Annotated in this window: 22 protein-coding genes; 4 read left to right on the forward strand and 18 right to left on the reverse strand. The window is 55.0% G+C overall.

Annotated elements, in window-relative coordinates; genetic code table 11:
• Positions 1 to 14 precede the first annotated feature (14 nt).
• The 12 genes from rplN to rpsJ all read right to left on the reverse strand — a co-directional run bounded on the left by rplN (position 15) and on the right by rpsJ (position 5,594).
• The gene (gene rplN, locus AC6I6H_RS14925; protein WP_497954693.1) at positions 15 to 383 is read right to left on the reverse strand and encodes a 50S ribosomal protein L14; all 369 of its coding nucleotides are present in this window, start codon (positions 381 to 383) and stop codon (positions 15 to 17) included.
• A gap of 31 nt (positions 384 to 414) precedes the next feature.
• Positions 415 to 681 carry a 30S ribosomal protein S17 gene (rpsQ, locus tag AC6I6H_RS14930; protein WP_497954694.1) on the reverse strand — a complete coding sequence of 89 codons (267 nt, stop codon included), beginning with the start codon at positions 679 to 681 and terminating at the stop codon, positions 415 to 417.
• Positions 682 to 713: 32 nt separating this feature from the next.
• Complete coding sequence (gene rpmC, locus AC6I6H_RS14935; RefSeq protein ID WP_497954695.1) at positions 714 to 911, reverse strand: 50S ribosomal protein L29; 198 nt, start codon at positions 909 to 911, stop codon at positions 714 to 716.
• Positions 908 to 1,336 carry a 50S ribosomal protein L16 gene (gene rplP / locus AC6I6H_RS14940; protein WP_497954696.1) on the reverse strand — a complete coding sequence of 143 codons (429 nt, stop codon included), beginning with the start codon at positions 1,334 to 1,336 and terminating at the stop codon, positions 908 to 910. Before rplP ends, rpmC begins: the two co-directional genes overlap by 4 nt.
• A 2-nt stretch (positions 1,337 to 1,338) precedes the next feature.
• Entirely contained in the window at positions 1,339 to 2,001 is a 663-nt protein-coding gene (gene rpsC / locus AC6I6H_RS14945) for a 30S ribosomal protein S3 (protein ID WP_497954697.1), read from the reverse strand.
• A gap of 13 nt (positions 2,002 to 2,014) precedes the next feature.
• Positions 2,015 to 2,347, reverse strand: coding sequence for a 50S ribosomal protein L22 (gene rplV, locus AC6I6H_RS14950; RefSeq protein ID WP_497954698.1), 333 nt, complete (start codon positions 2,345 to 2,347; stop codon positions 2,015 to 2,017).
• Positions 2,348 to 2,494: 147 nt separating this feature from the next.
• The gene (gene rpsS, locus AC6I6H_RS14955; RefSeq protein WP_497954699.1) at positions 2,495 to 2,779 is read right to left on the reverse strand and encodes a 30S ribosomal protein S19; all 285 of its coding nucleotides are present in this window, start codon (positions 2,777 to 2,779) and stop codon (positions 2,495 to 2,497) included.
• Positions 2,780 to 2,818: 39 nt separating this feature from the next.
• Positions 2,819 to 3,649, reverse strand: coding sequence for a 50S ribosomal protein L2 (rplB, locus tag AC6I6H_RS14960; protein ID WP_497954700.1), 831 nt, complete (start codon positions 3,647 to 3,649; stop codon positions 2,819 to 2,821).
• Between the two features lie 33 nt (positions 3,650 to 3,682).
• Positions 3,683 to 3,973 carry a 50S ribosomal protein L23 gene (gene rplW / locus AC6I6H_RS14965; protein ID WP_497954702.1) on the reverse strand — a complete coding sequence of 97 codons (291 nt, stop codon included), beginning with the start codon at positions 3,971 to 3,973 and terminating at the stop codon, positions 3,683 to 3,685.
• A complete protein-coding gene (gene rplD, locus AC6I6H_RS14970; RefSeq protein WP_497954703.1) occupies positions 3,973 to 4,596 on the reverse strand; it encodes a 50S ribosomal protein L4 in 624 nt (207 codons plus the stop codon). Before rplD ends, rplW begins: the two co-directional genes overlap by 1 nt.
• Positions 4,597 to 4,619: 23 nt before the next feature.
• Positions 4,620 to 5,246, reverse strand: a complete 627-nt coding sequence (rplC, locus tag AC6I6H_RS14975; RefSeq protein ID WP_497954704.1) for a 50S ribosomal protein L3 — start codon at positions 5,244 to 5,246, stop codon at positions 4,620 to 4,622.
• 39 nt (positions 5,247 to 5,285) lie between these two features.
• A complete protein-coding gene (gene rpsJ / locus AC6I6H_RS14980; RefSeq protein WP_027092000.1) occupies positions 5,286 to 5,594 on the reverse strand; it encodes a 30S ribosomal protein S10 in 309 nt (102 codons plus the stop codon).
• 781 nt (positions 5,595 to 6,375) lie between these two features.
• Between rpsJ and AC6I6H_RS14985 the strand changes: the two genes are divergently transcribed.
• The 4 genes from AC6I6H_RS14985 to AC6I6H_RS15000 are packed head-to-tail and all read left to right on the forward strand — an operon-like array spanning position 6,376 to position 9,438.
• On the forward strand, positions 6,376 to 6,852 hold the full coding sequence (locus tag AC6I6H_RS14985) for a TlpA family protein disulfide reductase (protein WP_497954705.1): 477 nt from the start codon (positions 6,376 to 6,378) through the stop codon (positions 6,850 to 6,852).
• Entirely contained in the window at positions 6,849 to 8,627 is a 1,779-nt protein-coding gene (locus AC6I6H_RS14990; protein ID WP_497954706.1) for an ABC transporter ATP-binding protein, read from the forward strand. Before AC6I6H_RS14985 ends, AC6I6H_RS14990 begins: the two co-directional genes overlap by 4 nt.
• Positions 8,596 to 9,030, forward strand: coding sequence for a hypothetical protein (locus AC6I6H_RS14995; RefSeq protein WP_497954707.1), 435 nt, complete (start codon positions 8,596 to 8,598; stop codon positions 9,028 to 9,030). Before AC6I6H_RS14990 ends, AC6I6H_RS14995 begins: the two co-directional genes overlap by 32 nt.
• A 15-nt stretch (positions 9,031 to 9,045) precedes the next feature.
• Positions 9,046 to 9,438, forward strand: a complete 393-nt coding sequence (locus AC6I6H_RS15000; RefSeq protein WP_497954708.1) for a hypothetical protein — start codon at positions 9,046 to 9,048, stop codon at positions 9,436 to 9,438.
• 60 nt (positions 9,439 to 9,498) lie between these two features.
• On the opposite strand, the gene tuf is transcribed toward AC6I6H_RS15000, so the two are convergent.
• From tuf to rpoC, 6 genes are all read right to left on the reverse strand, one after another.
• Entirely contained in the window at positions 9,499 to 10,689 is a 1,191-nt protein-coding gene (tuf, locus tag AC6I6H_RS15005; protein WP_497954709.1) for an elongation factor Tu, read from the reverse strand.
• A gap of 35 nt (positions 10,690 to 10,724) precedes the next feature.
• Positions 10,725 to 12,800: an elongation factor G gene (gene fusA, locus AC6I6H_RS15010; protein ID WP_497954710.1), complete on the reverse strand. Its 2,076-nt coding sequence runs from the start codon at positions 12,798 to 12,800 to the stop codon at positions 10,725 to 10,727.
• 47 nt (positions 12,801 to 12,847) lie between these two features.
• Positions 12,848 to 13,318 (reverse strand): 30S ribosomal protein S7, encoded by a 471-nt coding sequence (gene rpsG, locus AC6I6H_RS15015; RefSeq protein WP_497954711.1) that lies wholly within the window; start codon positions 13,316 to 13,318, stop codon positions 12,848 to 12,850.
• A 47-nt stretch (positions 13,319 to 13,365) separates the two neighbouring features.
• The gene (gene rpsL, locus AC6I6H_RS15020; protein WP_497954712.1) at positions 13,366 to 13,788 is read right to left on the reverse strand and encodes a 30S ribosomal protein S12; all 423 of its coding nucleotides are present in this window, start codon (positions 13,786 to 13,788) and stop codon (positions 13,366 to 13,368) included.
• A 160-nt stretch (positions 13,789 to 13,948) separates the two neighbouring features.
• Positions 13,949 to 14,200, reverse strand: coding sequence for a ribosomal L7Ae/L30e/S12e/Gadd45 family protein (locus AC6I6H_RS15025; protein WP_497954713.1), 252 nt, complete (start codon positions 14,198 to 14,200; stop codon positions 13,949 to 13,951).
• A 155-nt stretch (positions 14,201 to 14,355) separates the two neighbouring features.
• Positions 14,356 to 17,979, reverse strand: a complete 3,624-nt coding sequence (gene rpoC / locus AC6I6H_RS15030) for a DNA-directed RNA polymerase subunit beta' (RefSeq protein ID WP_497954756.1) — start codon at positions 17,977 to 17,979, stop codon at positions 14,356 to 14,358.
• Positions 17,980 to 18,010: the final 31 nt, after the last annotated feature.

An 18,010-nucleotide genomic window follows, 5' to 3' on the forward strand; every position in this document is an offset into this window, starting at 1 on the left:
TACAAGCTCGGTCGTCAGATGACTTCCGGTGCCAGGGAAACGATCTTCATGAAATCACGGTCGCGCAGTTCACGGGCTACCGGTCCGAAGATCCGGGTTCCGCGAGGGCTTCTGTCGTCTTTAACAACGACGGCCGCATTTTCATCAAAAGTGATGTAGGATCCGTCCTTACGGCGCGCTCCAAACTTCGTGCGCACGATAACCGCTTTGACCACATCGCCTTTCTTGACAACGCCACCTGGTGTTGCTTCTTTCACGGAACAGATGATCAGGTCACCGATGTGTCCTACACGGCGGCCGGTGCCTCCGAGTACGCGAATGCACATCAGTTGTTTTGCTCCGGAGTTGTCGGCAACATTCAAACGTGTAAAAGGTTGAATCATGGGGTGTCCCTCCTTTCGGCTTCAGTAGACTTTAGATGATAACCGCTTCTTCGACGATTTCGACCAGTCTCCAGCGTTTGTCCTTGGACAGCGGGCGGGTTTCCATGATCTTTACCGTATCGCCGATCTTGGCTTGGTTGTTTTCGTCATGCGCTTTGAATTTCTTGGTGTATTTGATCCGTTTATGATACAGATCGTGCTTTTTGTACGTTTCGACGGCGACGACGATCGTCTTTTCCATCTTGTCGCTTACTACCTTGCCGATCTGAACCTTGCGTTCATTGCGTTGCTCTGCCATTGTTCATCCTCCTCTCTTGGCCCCGGAAAGGATTAACCGATTCCGAGTTCCCTTTCGCGCAAAATGGTTTTGGCCCGTGCGATTTCCTTGCGCACATTGCGGATTTGAGTCGGGTTATCCAGTTGGCCGGTGGCCAGCTGGAAACGGAGGTTGAACAGCTCTTCCTTGAAACCTGCCACTTTTTGCTCGATTTCAGCCGTGGTCAGGTTGCGGAGATCGCTAGCCTTCATTCTGCTTCACCACCCAATTCTTCACGTTTTACAAACTTCGTTTTGATGGGCAATTTGTGAGCGGCGAGACGCATCGCTTCGCGTGCGACTTCTTCGCTTACGCCTGCCAGTTCAAACAGGATCTTGCCGGGTTTTACAACGGCAACCCACTTCTCGACGTTACCTTTACCGCTACCCATCCGGACTTCAAGCGGCTTTTGCGTAATCGGCTTGGAGGGGAAAATCTTGATCCATACTTTACCGCCCCGTTTGATGTAACGGGTCATGGCAATACGGGCCGCTTCGATTTGACGGTTGGTTACCCAAGCCGGCTCGAGAGCTTTCAGACCGAATTCGCCGAAGGACACTTCCGTGCCGCCTTTGGCGTTGCCCTTCATCGTGCCGCGGTGTTCTTTGCGGTGTTTGACGCGTTTAGGGACTAACATGATCAGTTTCCTCCTTCCCGAACAGCTTTCTTCTTAGCCGTAGGAAGCACCTCTCCACGGTAGATCCACACTTTCACGCCGATCCGTCCGTAGGTCGTATGAGCTTCAGCCGTGCCGTAGTCGATGTCCGCGCGCAGCGTGTGCAGCGGAACCGTTCCTTCGCTGTAGCCTTCCGTACGGGCGATTTCCGCTCCGCCGAGGCGTCCGCTGACCGAAGTCTTGATGCCTTTGGCTCCCGAGCGAATCGTGCGTTGCAGCGCTTGTTTCATGGCGCGGCGGAACGATACGCGGCGTTCCAGCTGCTGGGCGATGCTCTCGGCTACGAGGGTGGCGTCCAGTTCGGGGTTTTTGATTTCAGTGATGTTGATGTGAACCTTCTTGTTGGTCAGTTTGGAAAGGTGCGTACGGATGTTTTCCACTTCCGCACCGCCTTTGCCGATAACCATACCCGGCTTGGCCGTATGAATCGTTACGTTCACGCGGTTTGCTGCGCGTTCGATATCGATGCGGGAGACCGAAGAGTCTTTCAGCTTGCCCTTCAGGTATTCCCGGATTTTGACGTCTTCCATCAGCAAGGTGCCGAAGTCTTTGCCGGCATACCATTTGGATTCCCAGTCACGGATGATGCCGATACGAAGACCGACGGGATTTACTTTTTGACCCACACGTTAACCCTCCTTATTTTTCGGATACCACCAGTGTAATGTGGCTCGTGCGTTTATTGATGCGGCTTGCGCGGCCCATGGCCCGTTCGCGGAACCGTTTCATGGTCGGTCCTTGGTTGACATAGGCTTGAGCGATCACCAGCTTGTTCGGGTCGAGCGAGTAGTTATGCTCGGCGTTGGCGATAGCCGAATTCAGCAATTTCTCCACGATCGGGGAAGCCGCCCGGGGAGTGTGGCGCAAAATCGCGATTGCTTCGCCCACTTGCTTGCCGCGGATCAGGTCGATGACCAGCTGCACTTTGCGGGGAGCGATGCGGATGTACTTGGCATTTGCAGTTGCTTGCATAGGATAACCTCCTCTCAAACGTATCGGTCAAGGGCAAACGGCCGCGCCGATCGCTCGGCTGCGCCGTTTTGCCGCTTCACGGTTATCGGACCGGCCCTTTCGGCCCGGCCGGCAACCCCGGCAAAACGCTTATCCGTTTCCTGTCAATCAGCGTTTGCCGGTTTTCTTGTCGTCGCCGCTGTGCCCTTTGTAAGTACGGGTCGGCGCGAACTCTCCGAGCTTGTGTCCAACCATATCCTCCGTCACGTAAACCGGCACATGTTTCTTTCCGTCGTAGACGGCGAAGGTTTGGCCGACAAATTGCGGGAATATCGTGGAACGACGAGACCAGGTTTTGATGACAACCTTCTTCGAGGTGTTAGTTCCGGCTTCTTCGACTTTCTTCAGCAGGTAGCTATCCACAAAGGGTCCTTTTTTCAAGCTGCGTCCCATTTCGGAATCCTCCCTTCATCCAACCTTGTTGGGTTTTGCTTACTTCGTGCGGCGACGAACAATATACTTGTTGGAAGCCTTGTTTTTCTTGCGGGTTTTGTAACCGAGCGTCGGTTTGCCCCAAGGAGACAAAGGCGATTTGCGTCCGATCGGAGCGCGGCCTTCGCCGCCGCCGTGCGGGTGATCCACCGGGTTCATGACAACACCGCGAACTTCGGGGCGTTTGTTCATGTGGCGGGCGCGTCCGGCCTTACCGATTTTAACGAGCTCGTGGTCGCCGTTGCCTACGGAACCGATGGTTGCGCGGCAAACCTTCATGATGCGGCGAACTTCGCCGGAAGACAAACGAATCGTTACGTACTCTTCTTCTTTACCGAGCAGCTGAGCTTCCGTACCTGCGGCGCGAACCAGCTGGCCGCCTTTGCCGGGCTTCATCTCGATGTTGTGGATAACCGTACCGACCGGGATGTTCTCCAGCGGAAGGGCGTTGCCCACCTTGATGTCGGCGGTCGGACCGGAAGTGATCACATCGTTCACTTTCAGGCCTTTCGGCGCGATGATGTAGCGTTTTTCGCCGTCCGCATAGTGGATCAGGGCGATGTTGGCCGAGCGGTTCGGATCATATTCGATCGTAGCAACGCGACCGGGTATTCCATCTTTGTTCCGTTTGAAATCGATGATCCGGTATTTGCGCTTCGCACCGCCGCCTTGATGGCGAACCGTGATCTTGCCCTGGTTGTTGCGGCCTGCTTTGTTGTGCAGCGGCGCCAGGAGCGATTTCTCCGGTGTCGAAGTGGTGATTTCTTCAAACGTGGAAACGGACATCGAACGGCGGGCCGGCGACGTCGGTTTGTACTTTTTAACTGGCACTTGGGTTCCCTCCTTACTTAAGAGATTGAGGCATTAAACGGATTCGAAGAACTCCAGTTCCTTGCTGTCCGGGGACAGGGATACGATGGCTTTCTTCCATTCGGAACGATAGCCGGAGTAGCGGCCGTAGCGTTTCGGCTTGGCCGGCATTCTCAGCGTGTTTACGCTGACGACCTTAACTTTGAAGATCTTTTCGATCGCTTGTTTGATTTCCGTTTTGTTGGCGCGGATGTCCACTTCGAAGGTGTACTTCTTGAGGGCCATCATATCGCTGGTGCGTTCGGTAATGACCGGCCGCTTGATAATATCGCGAGGGTCTTTCATTACGCAAGCACCTCCTGTACTTTCTCGACCGCGTCCTTCGTGATGATCAGCTTGTCGTGCAGCATAACGTCCAGGACATTGATGCCTTCGACGCTGACGAACTTCACGCCCGGGATGTTGCGGGCGGACAGTGCCACGTTCTCGTCCACCCCGTTGGTGACGAGCAAAGCGCGACGGTCGGCCTTAAGGTTCTTGAGCAAAGCGACGATTTCTTTCGTCTTGGGAGCGGAAACGCTCAGCTGATCCAGTACGACGAGATCGTTGTCGATCACTTTGGAAGACAAAGCGGATTTGATCGCCAAACGGCGAACCTTCTTCGGAAGCTTGTAGGAATAGCTGCGCGGAGTCGGTCCAAAGACGATGCCGCCGCCTTTCCATTGGGGAGCGCGGATGCTGCCTTGACGGGCGCGGCCGGTTCCTTTTTGTTTCCACGGCTTGCGTCCGCCGCCTCTTACTTCAGAGCGTCCCTTCGTCTTGTGCGTGCCTGCGCGCAGGGAAGCCTGCTGCATCACGACAGCCGAGTGGAGCACGTGTACGTTCGGTTCGATTCCGAACACGGCTTCGGACAATTCGATTTCGCCGACTTCCGAACCGCTGGTGTTGTAAACTGCTACTTTAGGCATGATGATCCTCCTTTCCTGCTATCTTACTTTTTAACGGTCGATTTAACGGATACATAGCTGTTCCGGGGTCCGGGAATGGAGCCCTTCACCAGCAGTACGTTGCGTTCGCTGTCCACCTTCACGACTTGCAGGTTTTGCAGCGTGACGGTTTCATGGCCCATGTGACCCGGAAGGTGTTTGCCTTTCGGTACGCGGTTCGCTTGGATGGAACCCATGGAGCCCGGTCCGCGGTGATAGCGGGAGCCGTGAGCCATCGGCCCGGTGGATTGTCCCCAGCGTTTGATAACGCCTTGGAAGCCTTTGCCCTTCGTGGTGCCCGTGACATCAACGAATTCGCCTTCGGAGAACACGTCAGCCTTCAGTTCCTGGCCAACTTCATAGTCCGTCAACTGCACTCCGCGGAATTCTTTAATGTAGCGCTTAGGGGCTGCGCCCGCCTTCTTGGCATGGCCCAGCTCAGGTTTGATGGCGCGGCGTTCTTTCTTATCTTCGAAGCCCAATTGAATCGCTTCGTAACCGTCGTTCTCCAGATCCTTCTTTTGCAGGACTACGCAAGGACCGGCTTGGATAACGGTAACCGGAATTACGGTTCCATCGGCAGCAAAAACTTGAGTCATGCCCAGTTTTTTACCTAAGATACCTTTTGTCATGTTGACACCTCGTTTCCTTCTCACGTGATAGTTCGTTTATTACAGCTTGATCTCAATGTCGACGCCGGACGGCAGATCCAAACGCATGAGCGCATCGACCGTTTGCGGGGTCGGGTTGACAATGTCGATCAAGCGCTTATGTGTGCGCATTTCGAATTGTTCCCGGGAATCCTTGTACTTGTGTACCGCACGGAGAATCGTGATGACCTGTTTTTCGGTCGGCAGCGGAATCGGGCCCGATACACCTGCACCGGTACGTTTCGCAGTTTCCACGATCTTCTCAGCGGACTGGTCAAGAATTCTGTGATCATAAGCTTTCAAACGGATACGAATCTTTTGCTTTGCCATATAAGTCCCTCCTTCTATCGCCCAATTTTGTAATCGGACATACTCCGTGGAAATTCTCCAATGCACCCCACCAATGGCAAAGGGGCCGGGCGTATCGGCAACCTCCCACATCATCGCAACGTCACAGACCAACGTTCACTATTATATAACAAGTCATAACCCAAACGCAAGGCGATTTTGCAAAAAAAATCAGCTGTTTTCACGGTTTGCTGACTCCCTCTCCGCCAGCGATTTTCACCTGTTCTTCCGGCTTCATAATGCTTTCTATATATAATAGAAGAAACTTGTTTTTCGGACGTGTGCTCGTCAAGGATTGACAAGTTATGCGTTATTTCTTCCTTTTTCTGATTCAAAAGCATCATTTTTCATTTTTCACTCATTTCCCCCTTTTCCTCTTTCATTTTGTAGGGTATACTCCTCTTGCAAGAAGATTTTACATATTCAGGAATAGGAGGTGAATAACAATGGCATGTCCGGCTGGAACGCGTTCCGTTGGAACGGAATACGGCAGCTCCGTCTGCACAAGCAGCTCTTGCAGAACAGGAGCACGGGCTCTGGGTCGTCACATCTATGACGTATGCCTGGGCGCCTCGACTGAACCGCCTGTTTATTACTACCGTACAACCGAATTCTTGTATGACGGAAGCGGCAACATTGCATGTTGCTAATCCGAATTTTTAAAGCGCTATCATTGTAAAATGGCAACGCCGCCAATCCTCCTGCTTTCCCTGACGGGGAGGCGGAGGATTGGTTTCGTTTCCGGTAAAGCGAGGTTAGCCTAGTGACGATACTCGAAGGGCATCTCCGTTTTCTCAAGACGCGAAGTCCTCTGTTCATCGGCGAGTACATGGACAATTTCCCCCTTCCCGGCGAACAGGGCGATCCGGTCTTTCTGCATAGTCTGATTACCGACCATCTTCTGCTTTTGGCTCTCAGCACCACCTGCGAGCCTTGTCTGGATGCGCTCCAGCTGATCCCCGATTTACACCGGGAGCATCCCGACTTGCGGATCGCCGTGCTCGCCGACGCGGAACCGGAAGAGACCGCCGTCATCCGGCAGGCTCTCCTCCCCTACACGGCAGGCGTTTTCGATTCTTCCAGCGAGTTCATTTTTCGGGAGCTTCGGGCGGACGGTGTGCCTTGGGGATTTACACTTAATGCGGAAGCGCAGATTCTGGCACACGGTCCGTCCGGAGACCGCTTCAGCTGCCGGATGCTGCTGGATCCGCTCAGCCGATTGCTGGGTGCCCGCATATGAAGACAAGCTTGCAGTGGCTCCGCACCATACTGCGCGGCCTTTGGCCTCAATTGGCTCTTCTTTCCGGCTTTCTGGTCGCTGCGCCTTTTCTGGGTTGGTACAGCTTGCAGCTGACGCGCCGGTTTTACGATCAGCTGGCCGACCCGTCCGGGTTTTCGGCGCTGTTCGTTTTCTTTTTGCTATTGACCGCTATTAAAGTCTGTCAATCTTACCTGGGGCTTATCGAAGCTTATCTGAAAGAGAAGCTGGGTTTCTTTCTTCGGGGCAGACTGGAGCTGCAGCTTTTTCGCGCCATTCGGCCGGACAGCATCACACGGATTGAAACACCGGATTATCAGCAGGACCTCAGCATTTTGAAGAACAGCCTGTTCAATATGCAGATGACCGTTTCTTCCATGCTCGGCATGCTTTTTCAACTGGTCAACGTGGCGGTCTATTCGGCTTATGCGCTGCAGTACAGCCCGCTTGCCTTGCTGATCGTTGTTTTGTTCTGCATGCCCCGGGTTATTTTCGATTTTCGCCAGATGAACCGGGCGGACCGCCACTGGGGCGACATTTCGCAAAAAGAAATGGAGACCGGCAACCTCTCCCGGCTGCTGACAAACCCTCATGCGATCAAGGAAATGCTGCTTTTTTCAATGAAGCCGTTTCTGATTGACAAATGGAACCGCGTGTTTGCAGGTTTGACGGAGGAGAAGCTGAGCTTCCGCAAAAAGGAGCTCCGCCGGCGTTCCTTCCTTACCTTGATGGAGCCGGCCAGCACGCTGTTGGTCCAGGGCATCCTGCTCTACCGGATGACACAAGGGGGAACTACGCTTGGCGAATACATGGCGATCACTTCTTCTCTTCTGACCGTGGAAGGCGCCGTCTACATGTTCTCGCTCGATTTTAAAAACATGAACAACCTGTTTATCTTTCAGCGGGCGTACCGCTCCTTCACCCAAAAATACGGCATGCCGGACTCCCGCTCCTCCTTGCCATGTCCCGACGTGACCGAAATTCGGGCTTCCCGGCTTTCCTTTACGTACCCTCATGCGCCGCAGCCAACCTTGAAGGACATCAATCTGACCATTCAAGCTGGCGAAACCATTGCGATTGTCGGGGAAAACGGCTCCGGCAAATCAACCTTGGCCAAGGTGCTGACCGGGCTTCATCAGGTCGAGCGCGGCCGGCTGTATTTCAACGGGGCAGATGCGCAGGATATCGACAAGACGCAATGGTTTGCCCAGGTCTCCGCTCTGAACCAGGATTATATTCGGTATCCGTTTACCATGTTCGAAAATATCGTGCTTCAACCGGATTCGGATGAAACCCGTCACCGGCTGCAGCAGTTTCTGGCGTGCTTCCCCACCTTGCTCCCCCCCTCCCTTCAGGACAAGATGGACAAGCTTCTCGGAATTGAATATTTGGATTCCACTCAACTGTCCGGCGGGCAGTGGCAGCGGGTAGCGCTGGCGCGCGCGTTATACAAAAACAGTCCCTTTCTCCTTTTGGACGAAGCCACTTCGGAGCTGGACCCGGAAACCGCCCTTTCGTTCATGAAGGACTTGATCCGGTATCGAAAAGGCTGCACAACTCTGCTCATTACGCACAATCTGGCGCTTACCGCCTTTGCGGACCGGGTGCTTGTTCTTGAGGACGGCTTTGTTTCGGAAGAGGGGACACGGGAGGAATTGATCAAACGAGGAGGCAAATTTGCCGCGATGTGCAAAGCCCAAGAGGATAACGAGGAGGACACCCGTCATGAGTCTCACCGATTTGTCGAGATTGTTTAAAAAAGAGCCTGCCGTCAAATTTCAGTCCGGTGACGGTTTTCCAATGGACCTTTCTCCCGAGCTGCAGGATAAAAAAGGTGAGGGTATCGTTGGTTTTATTTCTTTGACCTGCCGGGACTGCATTGAACTGCTCCCCAAAATCAAATCCTTTACCGATTCTTATAAGGGCTGGTTTATCCTCTTCTGCAACGGCACCGCGGAGGAGAACGAGGAAATCCGCAGCTATTTTGACTTTCCTTTTCCGGTTCCCGTTATGCCGGAGCGCAAGCAGAAAGGACTTGGAATCGACCTGCTGCCTTTTGCCGTCCGGATTGCCGACGGTACTGTTCTCGGAAGCCGGGTGGTTCATAACGAGCTGGAGCTGCGGCAGCTTTGCAATACTGGAGCAGCTGATCAGATTTAAGGGGGAAGCGCTTGAATGCAGGGGCAATTGATTGCAGCAGACCACATCGCTTTCGATGCGGAGAGCCGTTCCTTTTCCATCCATCACATTCGAAACGGAGTTGCGGTTAACGTCTTCCCCTCCGTCATCGTGCTTGACCTGCTGATTAAAACGATCGGAATCGAAAAAGGCGACAGCGTACAAGTCCAGGTGGAAAACGAAGACGGCGAAGTTTGCTTTCTGACCGAGCCCGTGGAATTGAACAATCATCGCATGCCGGGCATGCCGCCGGGGATGGATTTTCAGGTGAAAGCCCGCTTCGTGGTAAAAGGGAGCGGTACCTTCACGGCGATGCTTTATGCCGCAGACCGTCCGATATTCGCCTATCCGATCCACGTGCAGCAAACACAGTCCCTTCCGCTCGGCTGAATGCATAAAGCAAAAACGCCCTGGCCAAAGGCCGGGGCGTTTTTCTTGCGGAAGCAAGACTTATTTGGAGATCGATACTACGGAACCGGCGCCTACCGTACGGCCGCCTTCACGAACCGTGAACTTCGTTCCTTCTTCGATCGCGATCGGAGCGATCAGTTCAACGGTAACCGTGATGTTGTCGCCCGGCATAACCATTTCCGTGCCTTCCGGCAGGTTGATGATGCCCGTTACGTCCGTTGTCCGGAAGTAGAACTGCGGACGGTAGCCCGTGAAGAACGGCTTGTGACGGCCACCTTCTTCTTTGGTCAGGACGTAGATTTGAGCGGAGAAGTTCGTGTGCGGTTTAACGGAACCGCTCTTCGCCAATACTTGGCCGCGCTCGATGTCTTTGCGGTCAACGCCACGGAGCAGAGCACCGATGTTGTCGCCGGCTTGAGCGGAGTCAAGCAGCTTGCGGAACATTTCAACGCCCGTAACAACCGTTTTGCGGGTTTCTTCGGCGATACCGACGATTTCAACTTCGTCGCCGACTTTAACCGTACCACGTTCTACACGGCCGGTAGCAACCGTACCGCGGCCCGTGATCGTGAACACGTCTTCGACCGGCATAAGGAACGGTTTGTCGGTTTGACGTTCCGGCAACGGAACATAGTTTTCGATTTGTTCGAACAGCTCAACGATTTTGTCAGCCCAGGGGCCGTCCGGGTTTTGCAGCGCTTCGCGTGCGGAACCTTGGATGATCGGCGTGTCGTCGCCCGGGAATTCATATTCGCTCAGCAGGTCGCGTACTTCCATTTCAACCAGCTCAAGCAGTTCAGCGTCTTCAACCATGTCGCATTTGTTCAGGAATACGACGATGTATTGAACGCCTACTTGGCGGGAGAGCAGGATGTGTTCGCGAGTTTGCGGCATCGGGCCGTCAGCAGCGGATACAACCAGGATCGCGCCGTCCATTTGAGCAGCGCCGGTGATCATGTTTTTAACATAGTCGGCGTGGCCCGGGCAGTCAACGTGAGCGTAGTGGCGGTTAGCCGTTTCGTACTCAACGTGAGCCGTGGAGATCGTGATACCGCGTTCGCGCTCTTCCGGAGCTTTGTCGATTTGGTCAAATGCAACAGCGTTACCGCCGTAGCGTTTTGCCAGAACCGTCGTAATTGCAGCCGTCAGGGTCGTTTTGCCGTGGTCGACGTGACCGATGGTTCCGATGTTAAGGTGGGGCTTATTACGTTCAAATTTAGCTTTAGCCATTGAAACGATTCCTCCTTAATTTGACTAAATTATAGTTATGCGCCTTTGTTCTTTGCAACGATTTCTTCTGCAATGGACTTAGGCACTTCTTCATAGTGGGAGAGTTCCATCGAGTAAACGCCGCGTCCTTGCGTACGCGAACGAAGCGTCGTGGAATAGCCGAACATTTCGGAAAGCGGCACCTTGGCACGGATGATTTGCGCACCGTGACGGGCGTCCATTCCCTCAATACGGCCCCGGCGGGAGTTCAGGTCGCCCATTACGTCGCCCATGTACTCTTCCGGAACGGTTACTTCCACTTTCATGATCGGCTCGAGAAGAACCGGACGGCACTTGTCCTTAGCGGCTTTCAGCGCCATGGAGCCGGCGATTTTAAACGCCATTTCACTGGAGTCGACGTCATGGTACGATCCGTCAAAGATCGTCGCCTTGATGTCAACAAGCGGGAAGCCGGCAAGTACGCCGTTCTTCATCGATTCCTCGATACCGGCTTGTACCGGCGCGATGTATTCGCGGGGAACCACACCGCCGACGATCTTGTTCTCAAACTGGAAGCCGGTTCCCGGTTCCAGCGGTTCGAACTCGATCCAGACGTGGCCGTATTGGCCGCGTCCGCCGGACTGACGAACGAATTTGCCTTCGACTTTTGCCGATTCGCGGAACGTTTCGCGGTAAGCAACCTGGGGTTTGCCCACGTTGGTTTCCACTTTGAACTCGCGCATCATGCGGTCGACGATGATCTCCAGGTGGAGCTCGCCCATCCCTTGGATAACCGTTTGGCCGGTTTCTTCGTTCGTGTAGTAACGGAACGTCGGGTCTTCTTCAGCCAGCTTGGACAGGGCGACGCCCATTTTGTCCTGGTCGGCTTTCGTTTTCGGTTCCACGGCGATATCGATAACCGGATCCGGGAAGTTCATGGACTCCAGGATAACCGGGTTTTTCTCGTCGCAAAGCGTGTCGCCGGTGGTCGTATCCTTCAGGCCTACCGCAGCCGCGATGTCCCCGGAATAAACTTCCTGGATTTCTTGCCGGCTGTTGGCGTGCATCTGGAGAATACGTCCGATCCGCTCGCGTTTGTTCTTCGTTGCATTCAGAACGTAAGAACCGGAGTTCAAAACGCCGGAATACACACGGAAGAACGTCAGACGGCCGACAAACGGGTCGGTAGCGATTTTGAACGCAAGCGCCGAGAACGGTTGATCATCGGCGGATTTACGCGTAACTTCGGTACCGTCGTCCAGGTGGCCTTTGATGTCCGGAACGTCGATCGGAGCCGGAAGGTAATCGACAACGGCGTCCAGCATCGGCTGAACCCCTTTGTTGCGATAAGAGGAACCGCAGATAACCGGGAAGATTTTTACTTCGACGGTACCTTTGCGGAGGGCGGCTTTGATTTCCGGAACGGTAATCTCTTCGCCTTCCAGATACTTCATCGTAAGTTCTTCGTCCAGCTCGGCGACGCGCTCTACGAGTTCGTTGCGCAGCTCGGCGGCTTGCTCTTTCAGTTCTTCCGGAATTTCCGTCGGAACCACTTCTTTGCCCAGGTCATCTTTGTAGATGTAGGCAACTTGCTCTACCAGGTCAACCATGCCGCGGAAATCGTTCTCCGCGCCGATCGGAAGCTGGATCGGGACGGCGTTTGCACCCAGCTTTTCGCGCATTTGCTGCACGGCGCCGAGGAAGTCCGCTCCGATGATATCCATTTTGTTAACGTAGGCGATACGCGGTACGCCGTAACGGTCGGCTTGACGCCAAACGGTTTCGGATTGGGGTTCAACGCCTTCTTTGGCGCTGAAAACGCCAACTGCTCCATCCAGTACGCGCAGGGAGCGTTCAACTTCAACGGTGAAGTCAACGTGTCCCGGGGTGTCAATGATATTGATGCGGTGACCCTTCCACTGGGCAGTGGTAGCGGCAGACGTAATCGTAATGCCGCGTTCCTGCTCCTGCTCCATCCAGTCCATCGTGGCGGCGCCTTCGTGCACTTCCCCGATTTTGTGGGTACGGCCGGTATAGAACAAAATCCGTTCCGTCGTGGTCGTTTTGCCGGCGTCAATATGTGCCATGATCCCGATGTTACGCGTATCTTTCAAGGAGAATTCTCTTGCCATGGGTTATTCTCCTTCCTTGTTTGCGGGTTAGCCCGGTAGGACCCGGATTACCAGCGGTAGTGGGCGAACGCTTTGTTGGCTTCAGCCATTTTGTGCGTGTCTTCGCGCTTCTTGACGGAAGCGCCGGTGTTGTTGCTGGCGTCGATGATTTCGGCCGCGAGGCGCTCTTCCATCGTCTTCTCGCCGCGGAGGCGGGAGTAGTTCACCAACCAGCGGAGACCCAGCGTCGTGCGGCGCTCCGGACGAACCTCAACCGGTACCTGGTAGTTGGCGCCGCCTACACGGCGAGCCTTGACTTCCAGAACGGGCATGATGTTCTTGATCGCTTGCTCGAACACTTCCATCGGATCTTTGCCCGTGCGCTCCTGAATGGCGTTGAACGCATTGTACAGGATTTTCTGGGCGGTTCCGCGTTTGCCGTCGATCATGATGCGGTTGATCAGACGGGTAACCAGCTTGCTGTTGTATAACGGATCAGGCAACACGTCTCTGCGTGTTACGGGACCTTTGCGTGGCATAGATATCCCCCTTTCTCAAAAAATGATTCCGTATGACCGGTTCCGCCTTACTTCTTGGCGGCTTTCGGACGTTTCGCTCCGTACTTCGAGCGGGCTTGTTTCCGGTTGTTCACGCCTGCGGTATCCAGCGCACCGCGGATGATGTGGTAACGAACACCAGGCAAGTCTTTTACCCGGCCTCCGCGAACCAATACAACGCTGTGCTCTTGCAGGTTGTGACCGATCCCCGGGATATATGCGGTTACTTCAATCTTGTTGGACAAGCGTACCCGCGCATATTTCCGCAGAGCGGAGTTCGGTTTCTTCGGCGTCATGGTACCGACACGAGTGCAGACACCGCGTTTTTGCGGCGCGCTCAAGTCGGTTTCTTCCCTTTTCAGCGCGTTGAAGCCTTTTTGCAGAGCCGGAGATTTCGATTTCTCGATCTTGGCTTTGCGGCCTTTGCGCACCAGTTGGTTAATTGTCGGCATTTCGGCACCCCCTTCCAGGTATTGATTGAGATGAAGTCCGTTCGTATCCGAATGGCTTCGGCAACCTCTGACAGCAAGCCCACAGATCCAGGTGAGTCATAGATGGACAAAGGAAACGTTTTTGCCCCCGGCCTCCCGGTTACAAAAACGGATGGATTCCTTATTCATTTACGACCGCCGCTACAGCGGCCCCCACTTCAATTCCGCAAGCTTTGCCAAGCTGCTTCATGGAATCTACGTAAGTGACTTTTACTCCGCACTTCTTGCAGAGGTTCGCGACTTTTCCGGTGATTCTCGGATCCGCATCCTTGGCGATAAACACCTCGTCCGCTTTCCCCAGCTCCACCATTCGAGCCGCCTGTTTTGTGCCAATACTCAACTTTCCGGCCTGTTTCACTTTATCATAAGACATATCAACTACATCCTCCAAAGGACAGGGAAATATTCGATTTTGGCACACTTTGATATAGTAGCACTTCCAAAATCGCATGTCAAGAAAAGTTCTCTTTCCGAACTGCGAAATCGAACTTTTCTTGAACGAATGCGTGTTTGGGTTGCTTGAAAAGCTTATTGCACCTCTACCGTTTCGGTTTCGGAGGATTCGACTGCTTCCGCAGAGCCTTCAGTCGGCTCGTCTTCTCCCAGCACCCCGTTGGAATCGCTCATCCGGATATTCCGGTAGCGCGACATCCCGGTACCGGCCGGAATCAGCTTGCCGATGATGACGTTCTCCTTCAGGCCGAGCAGTTGATCCACTTTGCCCTTGATGGCGGCATCGGTGAGCACCCGCGTGGTTTCCTGGAAGGAGGCCGCCGAAAGGAACGAATCCGTTTCGAGGGACGCCTTCGTGATCCCGAGCAGGACCGGACGCGCCACTGCAGGCTCGTCGCCGTTCAGGAGAGCCTCCAGGTTGGCGGTTTCGTATTCGTGGATGTCCACGAACGAACCCGGCAGCAGGGACGTGTGACCCGCGTCGATTACGCGGATTTTGCGCAGCATCTGGCGGATCATGACCTCAACGTGCTTGTCGTTGATTTCTACGCCCTGGTTCCGGTAAACGCGCTGAACTTCCTGAAGAATATAGTTCTGCACGCCGCGGATGCCTTTGATGCGAAGCATGTCTTTCGGGTCGATCGAGCCTTCCGTCAGTTCGTCGCCGGCTTCGATTTGCTGGCCTTTGGTTACGCGGATGCGCGATCCGTAGGTGACGGAGTACACGCGGGACTCCGCTTCGCCTTGCACCTCGATCTCGCGGCGGTCCTTCGCTTCGCGGATTTCCTTCACGACGCCGTCCAATTCGCTGATGATCGCCTGGCCCTTCGGATTCCGGGCTTCAAAGAGCTCCTGAATCCGCGGCAGACCTTGCGTGATGTCGTCGCCGGCAACGCCGCCGGTGTGGAACGTACGCATCGTCAGCTGGGTACCCGGTTCGCCGATCGATTGGGCGGCGATGATGCCGACCGCTTCCCCGATCTCCACGTGCTCGCCGGTGGCGAGGTTGCGGCCGTAGCACTTCTTGCAGACGCCGTGACGGGCGCGGCAGCTCAGCACCGAACGGATTTGCAGCTTCTCGATGCCCGCCTTCACGATCTCGTCGGCGATGTTGGCTTCGATCAGCTCGTTGCGGCCGACGATGACTTCGCCGGTTTCCGGATGCTTCACCGTTTCAAACGCATACCGGCCTTCGATGCGGTCATACAGATCCTCGATAACTTCTTTGCCGTCTTGGATCTTGCTGACGATAAACCCTTTGTCCGTACCGCAGTCTTCTTCGCGGACGATAACGTCCTGCGCCACGTCGACCAGACGGCGGGTCAGGTAACCGGAGTCAGCCGTCCGCAGCGCGGTATCGGCCAGACCTTTCCGCGCGCCGTGGGTGGAGATAAAGTACTCCAGGACCGTCAGGCCTTCGCGGAAGTTCGAGATGATCGGCAGTTCGTAAATCCGGCCGGTCGGCGTCGCCATCAGGCCGCGCATGCCGCCGAGCTGGGTGATCTGCGATTTGTTACCCCGTGCTTTCGATTCGACCATCATGTTGATGGAGTTGAACTTATCCAGCGATTTCATCAGGATGTCCGTCAGTTCGTCCTTGACGCGGCTCCAGATGGAAATGACGCGGGTGTACCGTTCTTCGTCCGTGATCAGACCGCGGCGGTACTGGTTCATGACCAGGTTAACCTTGTCATTGGATTCCTTGATCAGGCTCGCTTTTTCCTGCGGAACGATAACGTCGTCGACGGCGATGGAAATCCCCGCCTTGGTCGAATACGTAAAGCCGGTGGCTTTGATCCGGTCGAGAATGATCGAGGTTTCCGTTGTTTTGTACTTGCGGAAGCACTCGGCGATAATCGAACCGAGGTATTCTTTGCCGACGCCTTTCGCGTCCGGGCAGCTCTGGATGCGCTCGCGCACGTCCATGCCTTTTTCAAAGATAAAGTATTTGTCCGGCGTTCCGTTCAACAAGTTGGTTTTGGTCGCCTCGTTGATATACGGGAAATCGTCGGGGAAAATTTCGTTGAAGATGATCTTCCCGATGGTCGTGATGATCATCGCGTTTTGCTGCTCGGGTGTAAAGCTCGTCTTGTGCAGCAGCTTCGCCGGAATGGCGACGATCGCGTGCAGCGAGGCAATTCCCCGCTGGTACAGGGAAATCGCTTCGTGAATCGAGCTCAGCACCGCGCCGGTTCCCTTTGCGTTCACATCGGACATCGTCAGGTAGAAGCTGCCGAGGACCATGTCCTGCGAAGGGGTAACGACCGGTTTGCCGTCCTTCGGGTTCAAAATGTTGCCGGATGCCAGCATCAGCAGCCGGGCTTCGGCTTGCGCTTCCGCCGAAAGCGGAACGTGCACGGCCATTTGGTCGCCGTCAAAGTCGGCGTTGTACGCCGTACAGACAAGCGGGTGAAGCTTGATGGCTTTGCCCTCAACCAGAATCGGCTCGAATGCCTGGATACCCAGCCGGTGAAGCGTGGGGGCACGGTTCAGCAGAACCGGGTGCTCCTTGATGACTTCCTCCAGAACGTCCCAAACCTCGCCGCTGCTGCGCTCGACTTTGCGCTTGGCGCTCTTGATGTTGTGGGCCAAGCCTTTGTTGACCAGTTCCTTCATCACGAACGGCTTGAAGAGCTCCAGGGCCATTTCTTTCGGAAGGCCGCATTGGTACATCTTCAGGTTCGGGCCGACAACGATTACGGAACGGCCGGAATAGTCAACCCGTTTGCCGAGCAGGTTTTGCCGGAAACGGCCTTGTTTCCCCTTCAGCATGTGGGACAGCGATTTGAGCGGACGGTTGCCGGGGCCCGTAACCGGACGGCCGCGGCGGCCGTTATCGATCAGCGCGTCGACGGCTTCCTGAAGCATCCGTTTCTCGTTCTGCACGATGATATCGGGTGCGCCGAGGTCCAGCAGCCGTTTCAGCCGGTTATTCCGGTTGATGACGCGGCGGTACAGGTCGTTCAAGTCGGAGGTCGCAAACCGGCCGCCGTCGAGCTGCACCATCGGGCGCAGTTCCGGCGGGATGACCGGCAGCACGTCGAGAACCATCCAGTCGGGACGGTTTTTCGAGTTGCGGAATGCCTCAATGACTTCCAGACGCTTGATCGCCCGGTTGCGGCGCTGCCCTTGGGCGGTGCGCAGCTCTTCCTTGAGCGTTTCAAGCTCGCGTTCAAGGTCGATGTCCTGCAGCAGCTTTTTGACCGCTTCGGCGCCCATGCCCGCCTGGAAGGCGTACCCGTACTTCTCGCGATAGCTGCGGTATTCCTTCTCGGACAGGAGCTGCTTCTTCTCCAGCGGCGTATCTCCCGGGTCGGTCACCACATAGGATGCAAAGTAAATGACTTCTTCCAGGGAACGGGGAGACATGTCCAAAGCAAGGCCCATGCGGCTCGGAATCCCTTTGAAGTACCAGATGTGGGAGACGGGAGCGGCCAGCTCGATGTGGCCCATGCGCTCGCGGCGCACTTTTTGCCGGGTGACTTCGACTCCGCAGCGGTCGCACACGACGCCTTTGTAGCGAACGCGTTTGTACTTGCCGCAGTGACATTCCCAGTCCTTCGTCGGTCCGAAGATCTTTTCGCAGAAAAGGCCTTCTTTTTCCGGTTTGAGCGTCCGGTAGTTGATCGTCTCCGGTTTTTTGACTTCCCCCCGGGACCACGAACGGATTTTTTCCGGGGAAGCCAGCCCGATTTTCATGTATTCGAAGTTGTTTACGTCGATCAAGGAG

The sequence above is a fragment of the Gorillibacterium sp. sgz306347 genome (genome assembly GCF_059735245.1).

Coding starts and splice junctions, on each gene's coding strand:
- rplP (WP_497954696.1), bottom strand. CDS start 1,336: ATGTTAGTCCCTAAACGCGTCAAACACCGCAAAGAACACCGCGGCACG.
- tuf (WP_497954709.1), bottom strand. CDS start 10,689: ATGGCTAAAGCTAAATTTGAACGTAATAAGCCCCACCTTAACATCGGA.
- rpsL (WP_497954712.1), bottom strand. CDS start 13,788: ATGCCGACAATTAACCAACTGGTGCGCAAAGGCCGCAAAGCCAAGATC.
- rplN (WP_497954693.1), bottom strand. CDS start 383: ATGATTCAACCTTTTACACGTTTGAATGTTGCCGACAACTCCGGAGCA.
- rpsS (WP_497954699.1), bottom strand. CDS start 2,779: ATGGGACGCAGCTTGAAAAAAGGACCCTTTGTGGATAGCTACCTGCTG.
- rpoC (WP_497954756.1), bottom strand. CDS start 17,979: ATGAAAATCGGGCTGGCTTCCCCGGAAAAAATCCGTTCGTGGTCCCGG.
- rplD (WP_497954703.1), bottom strand. CDS start 4,596: ATGCCTAAAGTAGCAGTTTACAACACCAGCGGTTCGGAAGTCGGCGAA.
- rpsQ (WP_497954694.1), bottom strand. CDS start 681: ATGGCAGAGCAACGCAATGAACGCAAGGTTCAGATCGGCAAGGTAGTA.
- rplW (WP_497954702.1), bottom strand. CDS start 3,973: ATGAAAGACCCTCGCGATATTATCAAGCGGCCGGTCATTACCGAACGC.
- fusA (WP_497954710.1), bottom strand. CDS start 12,800: ATGGCAAGAGAATTCTCCTTGAAAGATACGCGTAACATCGGGATCATG.
- AC6I6H_RS15025 (WP_497954713.1), bottom strand. CDS start 14,200: ATGTCTTATGATAAAGTGAAACAGGCCGGAAAGTTGAGTATTGGCACA.
- rpsJ (WP_027092000.1), bottom strand. CDS start 5,594: ATGGCAAAGCAAAAGATTCGTATCCGTTTGAAAGCTTATGATCACAGA.
- rpmC (WP_497954695.1), bottom strand. CDS start 911: ATGAAGGCTAGCGATCTCCGCAACCTGACCACGGCTGAAATCGAGCAA.
- rpsG (WP_497954711.1), bottom strand. CDS start 13,318: ATGCCACGCAAAGGTCCCGTAACACGCAGAGACGTGTTGCCTGATCCG.
- rplV (WP_497954698.1), bottom strand. CDS start 2,347: ATGCAAGCAACTGCAAATGCCAAGTACATCCGCATCGCTCCCCGCAAA.
- AC6I6H_RS14995 (WP_497954707.1), top strand. CDS start 8,596: ATGAGTCTCACCGATTTGTCGAGATTGTTTAAAAAAGAGCCTGCCGTC.
- rplC (WP_497954704.1), bottom strand. CDS start 5,246: ATGACAAAAGGTATCTTAGGTAAAAAACTGGGCATGACTCAAGTTTTT.
- AC6I6H_RS14990 (WP_497954706.1), top strand. CDS start 6,849: ATGAAGACAAGCTTGCAGTGGCTCCGCACCATACTGCGCGGCCTTTGG.
- AC6I6H_RS15000 (WP_497954708.1), top strand. CDS start 9,046: ATGCAGGGGCAATTGATTGCAGCAGACCACATCGCTTTCGATGCGGAG.